Source organism: Muriicola sp. SD30 (assembly GCF_041205185.1).
Classification (GTDB): domain Bacteria; phylum Bacteroidota; class Bacteroidia; order Flavobacteriales; family Flavobacteriaceae; genus Muriicola.
In genome coordinates, this window is the sequence record NZ_JBGEWB010000003.1 from 190893 (window position 1) to 208121 (window position 17229).

Genomic DNA, 17229 nt, shown 5'->3' on the forward strand with positions numbered 1-17229 from the left:
TTTCTCTTTATCTTTGGTTCTCACACCATTATTATTAATCATTTTAACGTTTGAAAATGGAAAAAAGTATCCTTATTGCCTGTTTTTTCGTTGTAATGACATTCAATTCCTGTGCTCAGAAAACGGATAATGAGTTAAAAAAACCCGAAGAAATGCCCGTTTCGGCGGAATTAATTGTAGACGGATTGCAAATTCCCTGGGGTATGGCTTTCCTCCCTGATGGCAGCATGCTGATCACGGAAAAATCCGGAGAAATTATCCATTATAAAGAGGGTGAAAAAACACAAATCAATAATGTTCCCGCAGTATATCTCAGGGGGCAGGGTGGCTTACTCGACATAGAACTACATCCTTCCTATGAAGAAAACGGATGGATCTATCTTTCATATTCTTCAGAAGAAGGGGATGATAAAGGGGGAAATACAGCCATTGCCAGAGCCCGATTGGAAGGGAATTCCCTTACGAATGTAGAGGTTCTTTACAAGGCAACTCCCAATACTACTAGAGGGCAGCATTTTGGATCCCGACTCGAATTTGACAACCAGGGTTTCTTGTATTTCACTATTGGGGAACGAGGTGACAGGGATGTGAATCCCCAGGATCTTAGCCGTGACGGAGGGAAAGTATACAGAATCAACGACGATGGCACCATTCCTAGTGACAATCCTTTTGTTAATGAGCAAGGGGCCAAAGCCGCCATCTATACTTATGGAAACAGGAATCCTCAGGGAATGCTCAAGCACCCGGAAACCGGAGCAATCTGGATCCATGAACACGGACCAAGAGGGGGAGATGAGATCAATATTGTAAAAAAAGGGGCTAATTACGGCTGGCCGGTAATCACCTACGGCATTAATTACAGCGGTACTCCTATCACCGATAAAACGGAGATGGAGGGCATGGAACAACCAATTCACTATTGGGTTCCTTCTATAGCTCCCAGCGGGATGACATTTGTGACATCAGATGTATACCCCGACTGGAAGGGCGATCTACTGGTAGGCTCTCTCTCTTTCCAATACCTGGAACGCCTGGAAATGGAAGGTGAAAAAGTAACTTACAGGGAAAAATTGCTGGAAGATATCGGAAGGGTGCGAAATGTAAGGCAGGGGCCTGATGGGTACATTTATGTGGCTGTAGAAGGAAAAGGCATTTACAAATTGGTTCCCAGATCCTGATCCTTTAGGTTTATTAGGTATTTCGTTTTGATACTGAAGTAAAAAAAGATTTACTTACCGTAGGCATCTATGGCCTTCTTTACCGAGCCATATTTTTGAAGAACTTCGGCTGCTGTTTTATAATCCAGGTGCAAACTTTCCATCAAATACCTGGTTCCGCGATCTACGAGTTTATTGTTGCTCAATTGCATATTGACCATCTTATTGCCTTTTACCCTGCCAATTCTGATCATCAGGGCCGTAGATATCATATTCAGGGCCAGTTTCTGGGAAGTGCCCCCTTTCATTCGGGTACTCCCTGTAACAAATTCAGGGCCAACATGCATTTCTATTGGGATTTCGGCTGCCAATGCAAGGGGGGATCCCGGATTGTTCGTAATTCCGGCGGTGAGTAGTCCCTTTTTCCTGGCTGCAGTAACTCCTCCAATTACGTAGGGGGTGGTTCCGGAGGAGGCAATACCCACTACTGTATCCAGAGAATTGATCCCGAATGCCTCTAAATCTTTCCAGGCCTGTTCAGTATCGTCTTCGGCATATTCAACAGCCTTGCGAATAGCAGAATCACCCCCGGCTATAATGCCAATCACACGGTCATGGGGCAGGCCAAAGGTAGGCGGTATCTCCGATGCATCCAGTATCCCGAGTCGGCCACTGGTTCCTGCTCCAATATAAAACAGCCTGCCTCCCTTAAGGAATCTATCTGCGAGCCCTTCCACTAATTGTTCTATGCTGGGTATCGCTTTGGCGACTGCCATTGCAACTTTCTGATCTTCACTGTTGATATATCGGAGTAATTCTCCGGTGCTCATCTGTTCAAGATGATCGTAATCAGAAGCGTCTTCGGTAATCTTTTTAAAGTCGGACATGATTATAACAGGCGTAAATCCTGATTTCTGAATGGGTTTAACAACTTATTCTCCGGGGATAATTCCGTAATCATCGAGTTGATAGCGTGAATATCGCAGGTTTTAAAACGATGCTGGGAATTAAGCTTTTCAGAGATACACAAAAGTATTGTTTTTTTGGAAGCATTGATAACCGCCTTTTTGAGTTGTACCACATCCCAGTCGAATTCTGTCAACCCGTGAAGTGCATCTACATATCCGGTGCCAATAAAGGCATAATCGAACCGCATTTCCGCAAGACGTTGTATCGTATACATCCCGTTTGAAATCATGGATTCCCTTGAAATCCTTCCCCCTATAAAGATCAAATCTACATTGGGCATCCCTGCTAGTTGTAGTGCTACCGGGAGACTAAAGGTAAAACAACTCAGCCTGAGCTTGGGAGGTATCATTCGCGCCATTTCGAGGCATGTGGTTCCCCCGTCTATAAAAATCACATCCCCTTCCCTGAGTAAGCCGATGGCCTTTTCGGCAATAGCCATCTTTTCGTTTAAGGCGTAGATGTTTGAACTTCTTGTTGAAGTATGGGTATAACCCAGGGATATCGCACCGCCGTGCACCTTTCTCAGTTTACTACCGGCATCGAGTTCTTTTACGTCCCTGCGTACGGTATCGACAGATACCTCGAGTTTTTCAGACAAATCGGTTAACAACACCCGATTGTGGAGTTCTACCTCGTTTAAAATAAGTTGTTGTCGCTCTTCTTTTAACATCTATATATACTTTATCACTGAAAATTAACTGCAGCTTTGTGCTATTTTGTTTCAAATATAACTACAATGTTGCAATATATTGCATTTTTTATTGCAAAATAATGCAATATTAAAATTAATTCTCTATTTTTGCCAGGTGAAACCATTTAATAGTCCACTATGATTTCTTCTCCTCCCACTTCCGAAACCGGTTCCTTTCCCACTGATGACGAATCGCGAAAATTTGAACGTATCAAAACCAGGATACACGAAAATTCCGAAGAGGCGTCGTTTTACGTAGCTAATGAAATAGCCGATCTTATCCGCCAGCGACAGAAGAGTGGTAAGAAAGTTGTGCTGGGCCTGGCCACAGGATCAACCCCTACTAAAGTCTACGAATTCCTGGTGAAGTTTCATAAAGAAGAAGGCCTCAGTTTTAAAAACGTGATCACTTTTAACCTCGATGAATACTATCCCATGGCCCCTGACTCAATCCACAGTTATGTGCGGTTTATGGAGGAACACTTATTTGATCATATCGATATTAAAAAATCTAATGTCCATGTCCCCGATGGTACTCTCGAAAAAGAAGATGTAAAAGACTATTGCCGGGCCTATGAACAGAAAATCCTCAAAGCCGGCGGATTAGACATACAAGTTTTAGGTATCGGGCGAACGGGACATATAGGGTTTAATGAACCCGGCTCCACCCTTGTAAGTAAAACAAGACTGGTACGTTTAGACAGAGTGACGAAACTCGATGCGGCCAGCGACTTCTTTGGCCTCGAAAATGTTCCGGCCAGAGCCATCACCATGGGTGTAGGAACCATCCTCTCGGCAAAACGAATCATCCTGATGGCATGGGGAGAAGGCAAGGCCGATATCATTAAACAGGCTGTGGAAGGCCCTGTAAGGGAATCTGTACCGGCTACTTTTCTGCAACACCACAATAATTGCGATTTTATCCTCGACGAAGCTGCTGCATCTTCTTTAACCAGAGTGAGTACTCCCTGGTTAGTAAGCGAATGCCAGTGGGACGAAACTTTAATTAAGAAGGCATCGATCTGGCTTTCAGAAAAATTAAACAAAGCAATTCTGAAATTGACCAATGAGGATTACAATGAATACGGAATGGGAAGTTTAGTAGCTGAAATCGGATCTGCAGAACACATCAACCTCATCGTGTTTAACCAGTTACAGCGAACTATAACAGGCTGGCCCGGAGGAAAACCCAATGCGGATGACAGCAAAAGACCGGAAAGAAAAGATCCTTACCCAAAAACCTCCCTGATCTTCAGTCCGCACCCGGATGATGACGTTATATCCATGGGAGGGACTTTACTCCGACTCGTCGATCAGGGACACGATGTACACGTAGCCTATCAGACCTCCGGCAACATTGCCGTCTTCGATGATGAGGTGATCCGTTTTCTGGATTTCACCAGGGAGGTAGAGCAAGACAATGAAGATTTGCAAAAACAGGTGAAGGAGGTGAGGGAATTTCTCGAGAACAAACAACCCGGAGAGGTTGATAGTCCTCAGATACAATATTTCAAAGGCCTAATTCGAAAAGGCGAAGCACTCTCTGCCTGCAGGTATTGCGGGGTTAAGGAATCTAATGCGCACTTTCAGAACCTCCCCTTTTACGAAACAGGAACGGTAAAGAAAAAACCGTATTCCGAAGCGGATATACAGCAAACCTATGAACTGTTGAAACAAATAAAACCTCATCAGATCTTCGCCGCAGGTGACCTTTCAGACCCCCATGGTACCCACAGAGTTTGCCTTAATATTATCTATCGGGCCCTGGACAGACTGGTTAAAGAAAAAGCCTCCTGGCTTAAAGATTGCTATGTATGGCTGTATCGCGGTGCCTGGCAGGAATGGGATATTGCAGACATGGAAATGGCTGTTCCCATAGGACCTGCAGATATGCAGCGTAAAAAGAATGCCATTTTCAAGCATCAATCACAAAAAGACAGCGCCATGTTCCCCGGCAATGACAATAGGGAATTCTGGCAACGTGCCGAACAGAGGAACAAAGCTACCGCAAAAAACTACAACGCATTGGGACTGGCAGAATACGAGGCAATAGAAGGTTTTGTACGGTACCATTTTATGTAGAACACGGCACTGCTTCACCTTCCCCAATATTTTTTAAACTATGGAAGACAGTAAAAGTTTAATTTTTACTTTTAGCCCTGGACAGAAAGTATGATACAAAAGAATAAATGGGCATGGGCATGGGTACCCACCCTCTATTTTACTCAGGGTTTGCCTTATGTGATGGTGGTGACCGTTTCGGTGATCATGTACAAAAAACTAGGTATCAGCAATGCAGATATCGGCTTGTATACCAGCTGGCTTTACCTCCCCTGGGTCATAAAACCTCTGTGGAGCCCCTTCCTGGATCTCATTGGAACAAAACGCAACTGGTTTCTCCTGATGCAACTCCTTGTGTCCCTTTCCTTTCTGGCCATAGGCTTCACCCTACCCACTAATATCTTTTTTATTACAACACTGGCTTGTTTCTGGATGGCAGCATTTGCATCAGCCACTAATGATATCGCCTCCGACGGTTATTATATGATTGGTCTTACCGAGGAAAAACAATCCTTTTTTGTTGGTGTGAGGAGTACCTTTTACAAACTTGCCAATGTAACCGGGCAGGGACTACTTGTGATCTTAGCCGGGTTTCTGGAGAATTACTACGGAGATAACACAAAAGCGTGGTCAGTAACCATGATTGCAGCCGCAGTATTGATGCTCATTTTTACTATTTCCAACGCTGTACTCTGTCCAAAATTTGAATCTTCCAAAGCAATTGTACTCGACAAGCCCAATAGTTTCCTGGAAGTATTTTCCTCCTTTTTTAAAAAACCCGGAATAGGAATAGCCCTTACATTTATCCTGTTTTTCAGGCTGGGTGAATCCCAATTGGTTAAAATGGCTGCTCCTTTCCTACTCGATCTTCCGGAAGACGGCGGACTGGGATACAGTACGGCAGAAGTAGGAACCATATACGGAACAATTGGGGTGATCATGCTAACCGTTGGCGGTATATTGGGGGGAATCTTAATTTCAAGACATGGCTTAAAAAGGTGGTTCTTCCCTATGGTACTTTCCTTAAATATTCCCAATGCTTTTTACGCTTTTCTGGCCATTACCGAAACCAGTCATTTGGGGGCTGTTGTAACCACTGTTATCCTGGAACAATTCGGATATGGATTTGCCATAGCCGGATTTATGGTCTACCTGATTTATATTGCCGAAGGAGTGTCAAAGACTTCTCATTATGCTCTTGCAACGGGTTTTATGGCCCTTGGGATGATGCTCCCGGGCTTAATAAGTGGCTATATGCAGGAGTGGTTGGGATACGACGGATTTTTTATCTGGGTCGTGCTGGCCGCACTCCCTTCCCTCATTCTTTTAAAATACATTAAATATCCTCCGGAATATGGAAAGAAAAGGGAAGCCTAACCTTAATGTGATACTTTACACCAAAGCTACCAAGACGCTCAGCTTAATAGAAAAAGTAGGGCAATTCTTTATGCCTGCAGCTTTCATCAATGATACAGAGGAAGAGATTTCAGCCCTGGAAAATCTGGTGGCTGAAGGGGCAGTAGGGGGAATTTGTTTCTTCCACAGCAGGGCCAGTGCTGCTACGAACTTTGAAGGCAAAAAAAAAGTCATTTACAATGCTGAAAGCTTTGAGGTCCTCAAAAATCTCATCAGCAGGTACCAGCAGGCAGCTAAATATCCTCTTCTCATCAGTATCGATGCCGAATGGGGCCTCGCCATGCGGATAGAAGAAACGCCACAATACCCTTTTGCCATGACCCTAGGCGCGGCGAAAGATCCGTCACTGGTCTATGAAATTGCAAGGTCTATTGGACAGGACTGCAGAACTGCGGGAATTCACTGGAATTTTGCGCCGGTTGCCGATATCAACAGCAATCCTGAAAACCCCGTAATTGGGTATCGTTCCTTCGGGAGTAACGCAGAAGAAGTAAAAATTTGTGCTACGGCTTTTACTAAAGGATTACAAGACGCGGGAATCTTAAGTTGCGCCAAGCACTTTCCGGGTCATGGAGATACGGCTACAGATTCACATCTTCACCTTCCTGTGCTGAATAAATCGGAATCGGATCTCTTAAAGGAGGAACTGATACCCTTCAAAGCCTTAATCAGCAAGGGTGTAGATGCGATCATGGTAGGCCATATTTCTGTTCCTGCACTAACCGGCGGACAGCCTATTTCCGCTTCAGTATCCGGAGAAATTATTGGAACCCTGCTTCAAAATACTTTGAAATACCAGGGGGTTGTGGTCTCTGATGCTCTAAATATGCACAGTGTATCAAAATCTTATCCCGAAAAAGGATCACTGGAATGGGCCGCGTTTAATGCTGGTACAGATGTTCTATGTTTCGCCGAAAACGTGCGGGAAGGGATAGAACAGATATCCAGCCGTGCCACTGAAAATCAAATTGAAGAGAGTTTTAAAAAGGTATGGGAGCTCAAAGAGAAAGGAATCAACAGTAAAATTCCGGCAGCTGACCGTCTTAGTTCCCCATTAAAACTCAATAAAAAATTAGCCAGAAAGTGTCTTACCGTCTTCCGGGGTGCAGAGAAGGAGATTCAATTATTCAGAAAGCATGGCTATGACACGATCACATTAGGCCTGAATAAAAAATCACTGTTTCTGGAGGAAATCGGTTTAGGGGGAGGAAGGCCTCTGGTCATTGACAAAAGCAAAAGTTTCCGGCAGCTTCAGCAAGAAATCGGATCTCAAAAACAATTGCTCATTGCAGTCTATCCCCCTAAGGCCAAACCTCAGGAAGCCTTCGGTATAGACAGAATTGAACTTGAAATTCTCATTGCGCTCCTGAAAAATTACGATACAGTTCTATATCTTTTTGGTAATCCTTATTTTCTCCGACTTCTTCCCATAGAAGCAATAAAGGCAGTAGTCATCGCCTACCAAAATCTCGATGGATTTGAAAGTGTTGCGGCAGATCACTTTTTGGGTAATTTTACAGCCACAGGTACGCTACCAGTCGAATTATAAAAAATACAGAATGAAAACTTACAAAGTAATAGGAATCATGTCGGGGACTTCCCTGGATGCACTTGATCTGGCCTATTGCCATATCAGGAAACCCTTAACGCGATGGGAATTTGAGATAGTAAAAACCAGGAGTATCCCCTATGATAAAAAAAGACAGACCAGATTAAAAGAAGCCATCAATCTGTCGGCAGAACAATTGCTGAGCCTTCACAATGAGTATGGTATCTGGCTGGGCGAACAAGCCAAACGATTTGCAGAGGAAGAAAACCTGGAAGTCGATTTTCTTTCCAGTCATGGACATACGGTTCATCACCAGCCTGAAAAGGGACTTACTTTTCAGGTAGGTTCAGGACAGCATTTAGCCAATGTAAGTGGAATGAAGACCATATGCGATTTCAGGACCAATGATGTGGCACTTGGGGGACAAGGTGCCCCCCTGGTTCCAATAGGAGATCACTTCCTTTTCGGCTCTTACGATTTTTGCCTGAACCTGGGGGGTATCTGCAATATATCCTTTGCCCAGGATGAGGAAAGAATCGCTTATGATATAGGGGTGGCCAATATGTTGCTCAACCATATTACCGCTAAAGAAGGACTGGCCTATGACAAAGGGGGAATGCTCGCCCGTAAGGGTAAGTTGATACCCTCATTGCTAGAATCGCTTAATAGCCTTAGATATTACGCTCAACCTTTTCCCAAATCAACAGGATATGAATGGTTTTCAAAAGAGGTTGCGCCCATTGTCGATGGCGTAAAAGAACCTATGGAGTCACTTTTGTATACCTGTGTGCACCACATTGCTGAGCAAATCGCCGGGGCGATAGACAAAATTCCGACCGGAGGGGATAAATCCCTCTTGATCACAGGAGGTGGAGGTTTTAATTCATTTTTAATAGAGGCATTGCAGGAAAAATTAGGGAAGGATGTGACCATTCAGATTCCATCAGACCAACTAATCGAATTTAAAGAAGCTCTGGTTTTTGCTTTTATGGGGGTACTCAGGCTTGAACAGGAGATCAATGTTTTGCATTCCGTAACCGGAGCGAGCCGTGATTCCTCTTCAGGAATTCTTTATTTACCTGCGTAAATACTATATGTCAATACAGGTATTTTACAAAGGTATATTACCGTGTTTTTTAGGTGGCATAGATACCTCTTTTTTCTCCAGCATACTATAGGTTTTGATAAGCTTTCTCCTGGTTTCTCTCGGGGGTATCACCTCATCGATAAACCCTCGGCTGGCTGCCCTGAAGGGATTGGCAAATTTCTCAGCATACTCGGCTTCCCTTTCTGCGAGTTTTTTTTCGGGATCATCTGAAGCCTTGATTTCCCTTCGGAAGATAATTTCACTGGCACCTTTAGCTCCCATTACTGCAATCTCAGCAGAGGGCCAGGCGTAATTGAAATCGGCTCCTATATGCTTGGAATTCATCACGTCATAGGCACCCCCATAGGCTTTACGGGTAATAACGGTTACCTTAGGTACCGTGGCTTCGCTCAGGGCATATAGCAGTTTCGCTCCGTGTACTATAATCCCATTCCATTCCTGGTCTGTACCGGGAAGAAAGCCGGGCACATCTACGAGGACCAGCAGCGGAATATTAAAACTATCGCAAAAACGGGTAAATCTGGCCGCTTTTCTGGAACTGTTCACATCGAGTACTCCTGCCAGAAACATTGGCTGATTTGCAACAATGCCTATACTCTTTCCGGCAAGGCGGGCAAACCCTACAATTATATTCTCAGCAAAATCTTTATGTATTTCGTAAAAACTGTCTTCGTCAATAATTCCTTTTATGACATCATGCATATCATAAGGTTTGTTCGGATTATCCGGAATGAGTCCTTCCAGAATGTCCCGCATTTCATCTTTTAATTCGAAAGGCAGGTCTCTGGCTTTTTCTTTATGACTCTGAGGAAGATAGCTCAGTAGATGCTTTACATCTTCAAGGCATTCCACATCATTGGAAGAGGTCTTATGGGCGACACCAGATTTAAAAGCGTGAGCACTGGCTCCACCGAGTTCTTCCGCTGTCACTTCTTCATTGGTCACTGTTTTAACCACATTTGGGCCGGTGACAAACATATAGCTCGTCTCTTCCACCATCAGGGTAAAGTCGGTAATCGCCGGTGAATATACGGCTCCACCGGCACAGGGACCCATTATTGCTGAAAGCTGAGGGATAACACCTGATGCTTTCACATTGCGATAAAATATATCTGCATACCCTCCCAGAGATCTTACCCCTTCCTGTATCCGTGCTCCACCTGAATCGTTCAGCCCAATTACGGGGGCACCTACATTCATAGCCAGATCCATTATTTTACATATTTTCTCAGCGTGAGTTTCAGATAAAGCACCTCCGAAAACCGTAAAATCCTGAGCATATACATAGACCAGCCTGCCGTAGATGGTGCCGTAACCTGTCACCACACCATCGCCAAAATAGATTTCCTTATCCATTCCGAAATCGGTTGTTCGATGGGTAACTAATATGCCCATTTCCTCGAAAGATCCCTCATCCAGAAGAAAACTGATTCGCTCACGGGCGGTTAACTTTTTCTTCTGATGCTGTTTTTCAATCCGTTTTAGGCCCCCTCCAAGTTTGGCCTGTTCGATCCGGTCATTTAATTTCTTATAATTATCACTCATTGTTTATACGGTTGGGGTTCTCAGGAGTTTTTGATCTAGCAGATATTGCTTTAATGCTATGTTGGCAGCGATTTCTGCTTCTTCCTCAGCTTTATTCTTTAATATTTCAGGTGAATAGTGATTCTTAACGAAGTGGGTGTCGAAATTCCCGGAACGAAATGCTTCATGCTCGCATACAAATAGTCCGAAAGGCAAAGTCGTCTGCACGCCTTCCACCTCGTATTCCTCAATAGCCTTAATCATCCGTTGGATAGCCTCCTCCCTGCTCTTTCCATATGTGATCAGTTTGGAAAGCATGGGATCGTAGTAGATGGGAATCTCCATTCCTTCTTTAAATCCATTGTCGACCCTTACCCCTTCCCCAACGGGCAGGCGATACCTGTGGAGTGTTCCAACACTGGGTAAAAAATTGTTCAGGGGATCTTCGGCATATACTCTGAGTTCAAGTGCATGTCCTTTTATTGAGAGGTCTTCCTGTTTCATAGGCAATTCCTCCCCCCGGGCTACTCTGATCTGTAATTCAACAAGATCAACCCCGGTGATAAGTTCGGTTACAGGATGCTCCACCTGCAATCGGGTATTCATTTCTAGAAAGTAGAAATTATGGTCGGCATCCATCAGAAATTCCACTGTTCCTGCTCCTACATAGTCGCATGACCGTGCCACCTTGGTAGCTGCAATTCCCATTTCTTCCCTCAGTTCAGGGCTTAGTATAGCAGAGGGAGCCTCCTCTACCACCTTCTGATGTCGTCGTTGGATACTGCACTCCCGTTCAAAAAAATACAGAATATTTCCATGGGTATCGGCCATGACCTGAATTTCAATATGCCTGGGAGAATTGACATATTTCTCAATAAAGACCGAACCATCACCAAAGGCCGATGTGGCTTCTGAAATAGCGCGTTCCATTTGAGATTCCAGATCTTTGTCTTTCTCAACAATACGCATTCCTTTCCCCCCGCCCCCTGCTGAAGCTTTTATTAAAATGGGATAACCGATTTCCTTAGCGATAACTTTCGCCTTTTTTACCTCAGATATGGCTTCGTCAATACCCGGAACCATTGGTATCTGATAGCTTTTGACTGCTTCCTTTGCTGCGAGCTTGCTTCCCATCGTCTGGATAGCTTTTGGTCCGGGACCAATAAAAATGAGACCGCTATTTGTTACGGCCTCTGCGAAATCGGCATTTTCACTTAAGAATCCATATCCGGGATGTATGGCGTCAACTCCCAGTCGTTTAGCCTCTTCAATGATACGCTTGCCGTTGAGATAGGATTCCTTGGATGGTGCTTCGCCAATGCACACAGCTTCATCTGCAAAGGTGACGTGTGGTGCATTCCGGTCGACTGTGGAATAAACTGCGACGGTTTTGATCCCCATCTGTCGGGCCGTCTTCATGACCCTGATGGCTATCTCGCCCCTGTTGGCTACCAGTATTTTTTTCATGAACTTTATTTTTTCAGGCGTATGAAATGAGTAATTGTTTCTTATCGACTGTCTCCCCCACCTTCACTGAAATATTTTTTATCACTCCTTCTCTTGGAGATGTGAGGACATTTTCCATTTTCATTGCTTCCAGTATAAGTAATGGTGAATCTTCAGCTACCGTTTCCCCCTCTTTTACCCTAATTTCGAGGATAAGTCCGGGCATTGGTGCTAATATCTCCGAAATATTTTTAGTAGATCCCACAGAGAAGCCCATACTGGAAATCTGCTGGTCCAATTCATCGGATATGGCAACTTCATAGACTTCACTCTTAACTTTGACCTTGTAGATTTTATTATGAAAGTCTTTTGCGACTACCTCTGCATTAAAAGGCTGGTTATTCTTTAAAATGTGATATTTTGATGGGTCGGTCTGAAGTATATCCATCTCTTCCACATCTGTTTTAGCGAGAGAGAATTTATATGTCTCATTTACTGAGACCTCGTAGTTATGAGCCATAATTAAAGGTTGAATTCACAGTTGTCAGAAAGGAAATATATGCAAAAAATAAAAGCGTGGAAAATATTATTTCTGCAGCTATCTTCAGAGGTGATTTTTCCACGATTTTACCTGAGTGTAAAAGTAATTCCTGCCCATTTTATAATATATGACAGAGATCATGTTTTCACAATTCTACCCTTTGTAATTATGCCGGACAAATTGATTTTGAAGAGAGGATAAAGTATACATCCAAATCCGTATTTTTGAACAAAACAACACAAAAATGCTCATCATAGGGATCGCAGGAGGTACTGGATGTGGTAAAACCACTGTAGTCAATCAGATCATCAATGAAATTCCTGAAGAAGAAGTGGGTGTGATCTCCCAGGATTCTTATTACAATGACCTTTCTCACCTGTCCTATGAAGAAAGAGCAAAGATCAATTTTGATCATCCCCGGGCCATAGATTTTGATCTGTTGGGAAAGCATCTGGAAATACTGCGAAAGGGCAAGCCAATTAATCAGCCTGTTTACTCTTTCCCTAAACACAACAGAACCAAAGATGTTATTATAACCCATCCCAGGAAAGTAATGATCGTTGAAGGAATACTGATCCTCACCCACCCGCAAATCAGAGACATGTTCGACATAAAAATTTATGTCCATGCCGATTCGGATGAACGTCTCATCAGGAGGTTGAAACGGGATATTCATGAGAGAGGAAGGGACCTGGAGGAAGTGCTGAGTCGCTACCAAAATACATTAAAGCCGATGCACGATCAGTTTATTGAACCCACCAAGGAATACGCAGACATCATCATCCCCAACAACAAGTACAATACCGTTGCCGTCGATATTGTAAGGACGATCATAACAGATAAGCTGAATTAGTTCAAATGGGATTAAAAAAACTGAGAGAGAAAAAATGGTTTGCCATCGCCACCAACCTCTATGTAGTGGTGCTGACGGCATTCGTGATATGGATGGTTTTCTTTGATACAAATTCGCTTCTGATCCATCACGAATTAAAGAAACAGATAAATACTCTTGAAAAACAGAAAGAATTTTTAAAGAACGAGATAGAAAAGGACAGGAAAACTCTTGAAAAACTTTCAGATCCGGACGAACTGGAGAAGTTTGCCAGGGAAAAGTATTATTTAAAAAAGAAAGAAGAAGAGATTTACCTCATTGAATATGAGGATAGTCTTAAAAATAAGGAAGATGAGCATAAAGAGTGATTTTTATAATTTCCCGCCGGCTTCGTCAAAAGCCTGGAAACAACATATCCAGTATGGCCTGAAAGGGAAAGATTACAATGACAGCCTGGTATGGGATAGTCCGGATCATATCAAGGTTAAACCTTTTTATAGTTCTGAGGACCTGGACCAGCTTCTTCTTAATGGTATAGCTCCCGAAGCAGAATGGAAAGTGGGGCAGATACTTTCTGTCATAGATTCCAAAAGTGCCAATTCAAATGCGCTCAGAACCTTAGAAAAAGGAGCAGAGAGTATAATTTTTAAGCTTAGCTCCCCTGATTGTGACCTTCAAACTTTATTAAAGTCGATCGAAACGGATAAAACCCCCGTACATCTGGAGCTCGGATTTAACCCGGAGTCTTTGGTTGAATCCCTGAAACTATTAAGTGATAAGTCTTCTGTATTTGTACATTTTGATGTGATCGGGCAATTTACCCGGAGCGGAAATTGGCAGAAATCCATGAAGGAAGATCTGGATTCCTGGCAACGATTAAACCGGAAACTGGAAGGAATTGGAACCATTTCTATTGATGGAGGTCTTTATCAGAATGCAGGGGCCAACCGAGTTCAACAATTGGCTTATATGCTTGGCCAGGCCCATGAATACCTTCATCTTTTAAGTACGGGAAGCTTAGGTTCCTCTTACCCTGTGCCGGTTTTTAAAGTTGCTCTCAATTCAAATTACTTTTTCGAAATCGCCAAATTAAGGGCACTCAGGCAATTATGGAAAACACTTGCCAGGGAGTACGGCGTACCGGAGCATAGCCATATCATTGCACAACCCAGTAAGAGAAATAAAACAATTTACGAGTACAATTCCAATCTTTTGCGGACGACCATGGAATGTATGGCAGCTGTAAACGGAGGGGCAGATACCGTATGCAACTTACCTTATGACTCTCTTTATCAGAAAGAAAATGAGTTCGGTGAACGCATCGCCCGGAATCAGTTGTTGATCCTTAAAAACGAAAGTTATCTCGGAGCTGTTTCTAACCCGGCAGACGGGGCGTATTACATTGAGTCGTTAACCCATCAGATGGCGAAGAAAGCCCTGTCTCTCTTTAAAGAACTGGAAGCCTCCGGAGGTCTACTCCACGCCTTAAAAGAGCATACTATTCAGCGAAAGATCAAAGAACAGGCAAGCCGGGAGCAGGAACGCTTCGATCAGGGAGCTGAGATCTTAGTGGGATCTAATGGCTATCAAAATCCAGGAGATACCATGAATGACAAATTGGAAGTTTCGCCTTTTATGAAGTACACTCAGAAAAAAACCCTGATTGAACCTGTATTGGAAAAGAGGCTTTCGGAAAGCCTGGAAAAAAAGAGACTGCAAGATGAGTAGAAAAGATTTTAAGGATTTGCAATTAATTTACGAGAACCCTGAACTTCAGGACAGTAGCAAATCAACAAAATTTGCTGAGGGGATTGAAGTTCAAGGCAGTTTCCGACCAAAGGATATTTCTTCGCTTCAGCATCTCAACTATGTCGCTGGTATTCCGCCGTATTTAAGAGGCCCTTATCCTACCATGTATGTACAAAGACCCTGGACCATAAGACAATATGCCGGGTTTTCCACCGCCGAAGAGAGCAATGCCTTTTACAGAAGGAACCTTGAGGCAGGACAAAAGGGACTTTCGGTTGCCTTTGACCTCCCTACACACAGAGGATATGACAGTGATCACGAAAGAGTTCAGGGTGATGTGGGTAAGGCTGGAGTCGCCATAGACTCTGTAGAGGATATGAAGATTCTCTTTGAGGGCATTCCCCTCGACGAGATGTCGGTCTCAATGACTATGAACGGGGCCGTTCTGCCTATTATGGCCTTTTATATCGTGGCTGCCGAAGAACAGGGCGTATCCCCGGAAAAACTCGCAGGGACCATTCAGAATGATATTCTCAAAGAGTTTATGGTACGTAATACGTATATCTATCCCCCTGCACCATCCATGCAGATCATCGCCGATATCTTTGAGTATACGAGCAGGTTTATGCCCCGTTTTAACAGCATCAGCATTTCAGGATATCACATGCAGGAAGCCGGAGCTACAGCCGATATAGAGTTGGCCTATACCCTGGCAGATGGTCTTGAATACATCAGAACCGGATTAAAGGCGGGGCTCGACATCGATGCCTTCGCTCCCAGACTTTCATTTTTCTGGGCAATAGGGATGAACCACTTTATGGAAATAGCCAAAATGCGGGCAGGACGGGTACTCTGGGCGAAGTTGGTTAAGCAATTCAACCCGAAAAACCCTAAATCCCTGGCCCTCAGAACCCATTGCCAGACTAGTGGCTGGAGTCTTACTGAACAAGACCCTTTTAACAACGTCGCCCGGACGACCATTGAAGCCGCTGCGGCCGCTTTTGGAGGTACTCAAAGTCTGCATACCAATGCACTGGATGAGGCTATAGCCCTGCCAACTGATTTTTCAGCAAGGATTGCAAGAAACACCCAAATCTATCTCCAGGAAGAAACTAAAATCACCAAAACCGTTGATCCCTGGGCGGGGTCCTACTATGTGGAATACCTTACGGATGCACTGGCAAAAAAAGCGTGGAAACTTATAGAGGAAGTCGAATCCCTGGGTGGGATGACAAAGGCCATAGAAGAGGGCATCCCCAAGTTGAGAATAGAAGAAGCCGCGGCTAAGAAGCAGGCGAGGATTGACAGCGGACAAGATGTCATAGTTGGGGTAAATAAGTACAGGCTCGAAGAAGAGGAAATGCTGCAGATTCTTGAAGTGGATAATGCCGAGGTACGCCGGCAGCAAATAAACAGATTGGAGCAGCTAAAAAGCAAACGGGATAAGAAAGAAGTTGTTTCTGCCCTCAATCGGCTTACGGCTGCTGCAAAGAAGAAGCAGGAAGGAACTGAAACTGCGGATAATTTGCTAGATTTAGCGGTAGATGCAGCAAGGAAAAGGGCAACTTTAGGAGAGATCAGTGAGGCCCTTGAGAAAATTTATAACCGCTACAACGCAAAAATACAAACATTTTCAGGGGTGTATTCCAAGGAAATAAAAGATGATAAGAGCTTTAAGAAGGCGCGCAATCTGGCAGACGAATTTGCCGAGTACGACGGCCGCAGACCCAGGATCATGATCGCAAAAATGGGGCAGGACGGACACGATCGGGGTGCAAAAGTCGTTGCCACCGGCTACGCCGATCTTGGCTTTGACGTAGATATTGGTCCGCTGTTTCAAACACCGGCAGAAGCGGCTAAACAGGCAGTAGAAAATGATGTGCACATCCTTGGCGTATCATCTTTGGCAGGTGGACATAAAACACTTGTTCCCCAGGTCCTTGAAGCCCTCAAGGAATACGGCAGAGATGATATCATGGTCATTGTGGGTGGAGTTATTCCCAAACAGGATTACGACTTCCTTTTTAATGCCGGAGCCGTGGCCGTCTATGGTCCCGGAACAATAATCAGCGAAGCTGCCATTCAGATTCTGGAAATACTTTTGGATTCTGCAAAATAATCATTCCGGATCAGGCCCGAACTGTAACAATTATTGCGATTGCTTAGCCCTAAGTTATTCACTTTCT

14 protein-coding genes are annotated in these 17229 nt (G+C 44.0%); 9 read left to right on the top strand and 5 right to left on the bottom strand.

Going from position 1 to position 17229, the window contains the following annotated elements; translation table 11 throughout:
* Nucleotides 1–56 precede the first annotated feature (56 nt).
* Nucleotides 57–1178, top strand: a complete 1122-nt coding sequence (locus tag AB8P51_RS09805) for a PQQ-dependent sugar dehydrogenase (RefSeq protein ID WP_369748652.1) — start codon at nucleotides 57–59, stop codon at nucleotides 1176–1178.
* A 50-nt stretch (nucleotides 1179–1228) separates the two neighbouring features.
* Here AB8P51_RS09805 and AB8P51_RS09810 read toward each other — a convergent pair whose 3' ends face one another.
* Entirely contained in the window at nucleotides 1229–2044 is an 816-nt protein-coding gene (locus tag AB8P51_RS09810) for an N-acetylmuramic acid 6-phosphate etherase (protein WP_369748653.1), read from the bottom strand.
* Nucleotides 2045–2046: 2 nt separating this feature from the next.
* The gene (locus tag AB8P51_RS09815) at nucleotides 2047–2796 is read right to left on the bottom strand and encodes a DeoR/GlpR family DNA-binding transcription regulator (protein WP_369748654.1); all 750 of its coding nucleotides are present in this window, start codon (nucleotides 2794–2796) and stop codon (nucleotides 2047–2049) included.
* Between the two features lie 159 nt (nucleotides 2797–2955).
* Here AB8P51_RS09815 and nagB point away from each other — a divergent pair, with 159 nt between their 5' ends.
* The 4 genes from nagB to AB8P51_RS09835 all read left to right on the top strand — a co-directional run bounded on the left by nagB (nucleotide 2956) and on the right by AB8P51_RS09835 (nucleotide 8930).
* Nucleotides 2956–4899, top strand: coding sequence for a glucosamine-6-phosphate deaminase (gene nagB, locus AB8P51_RS09820; protein WP_369748655.1), 1944 nt, complete (start codon nucleotides 2956–2958; stop codon nucleotides 4897–4899).
* Nucleotides 4900–4989: 90 nt separating this feature from the next.
* Nucleotides 4990–6255: an MFS transporter gene (locus AB8P51_RS09825; RefSeq protein ID WP_369748656.1), complete on the top strand. Its 1266-nt coding sequence runs from the start codon at nucleotides 4990–4992 to the stop codon at nucleotides 6253–6255.
* Nucleotides 6233–7843: a glycoside hydrolase family 3 protein gene (locus tag AB8P51_RS09830; protein ID WP_369748657.1), complete on the top strand. Its 1611-nt coding sequence runs from the start codon at nucleotides 6233–6235 to the stop codon at nucleotides 7841–7843. The genes AB8P51_RS09825 and AB8P51_RS09830 overlap by 23 nt, the downstream gene beginning before the upstream one ends.
* Nucleotides 7844–7853: 10 nt before the next feature.
* The gene (locus AB8P51_RS09835) at nucleotides 7854–8930 is read left to right on the top strand and encodes an anhydro-N-acetylmuramic acid kinase (protein WP_369748658.1); all 1077 of its coding nucleotides are present in this window, start codon (nucleotides 7854–7856) and stop codon (nucleotides 8928–8930) included.
* A 24-nt stretch (nucleotides 8931–8954) separates the two neighbouring features.
* Here the strand turns inward: AB8P51_RS09835 and AB8P51_RS09840 are convergent, their stop codons facing one another.
* Genes AB8P51_RS09840 through AB8P51_RS09850 form a run of 3 tightly spaced genes read right to left on the bottom strand, consistent with a single transcriptional unit; the run spans nucleotide 8955 to nucleotide 12441 of the window.
* Nucleotides 8955–10496, bottom strand: a complete 1542-nt coding sequence (locus tag AB8P51_RS09840; RefSeq protein ID WP_369748659.1) for an acyl-CoA carboxylase subunit beta — start codon at nucleotides 10494–10496, stop codon at nucleotides 8955–8957.
* A 3-nt stretch (nucleotides 10497–10499) separates the two neighbouring features.
* Nucleotides 10500–11942 carry an acetyl-CoA carboxylase biotin carboxylase subunit gene (gene accC / locus AB8P51_RS09845; protein WP_369748660.1) on the bottom strand — a complete coding sequence of 481 codons (1443 nt, stop codon included), beginning with the start codon at nucleotides 11940–11942 and terminating at the stop codon, nucleotides 10500–10502.
* Nucleotides 11943–11955: 13 nt separating this feature from the next.
* Nucleotides 11956–12441 (bottom strand): biotin/lipoyl-containing protein, encoded by a 486-nt coding sequence (locus AB8P51_RS09850; protein WP_369748661.1) that lies wholly within the window; start codon nucleotides 12439–12441, stop codon nucleotides 11956–11958.
* A gap of 265 nt (nucleotides 12442–12706) precedes the next feature.
* Here AB8P51_RS09850 and udk point away from each other — a divergent pair, with 265 nt between their 5' ends.
* From udk to scpA, 4 genes are read left to right on the top strand one after another with little or no spacing between them, the layout of a single operon-like run.
* A complete protein-coding gene (udk, locus tag AB8P51_RS09855) occupies nucleotides 12707–13315 on the top strand; it encodes a uridine kinase (RefSeq protein ID WP_369748662.1) in 609 nt (202 codons plus the stop codon).
* Nucleotides 13316–13320: 5 nt separating this feature from the next.
* Entirely contained in the window at nucleotides 13321–13662 is a 342-nt protein-coding gene (locus AB8P51_RS09860) for a septum formation initiator family protein (RefSeq protein WP_369748663.1), read from the top strand.
* Entirely contained in the window at nucleotides 13646–15022 is a 1377-nt protein-coding gene (locus AB8P51_RS09865; RefSeq protein ID WP_369748664.1) for a methylmalonyl-CoA mutase subunit beta, read from the top strand. The genes AB8P51_RS09860 and AB8P51_RS09865 overlap by 17 nt, the downstream gene beginning before the upstream one ends.
* Nucleotides 15015–17162, top strand: coding sequence for a methylmalonyl-CoA mutase (gene scpA / locus AB8P51_RS09870; RefSeq protein ID WP_369748665.1), 2148 nt, complete (start codon nucleotides 15015–15017; stop codon nucleotides 17160–17162). The genes AB8P51_RS09865 and scpA overlap by 8 nt, the downstream gene beginning before the upstream one ends.
* Nucleotides 17163–17229 lie beyond the last annotated feature (67 nt).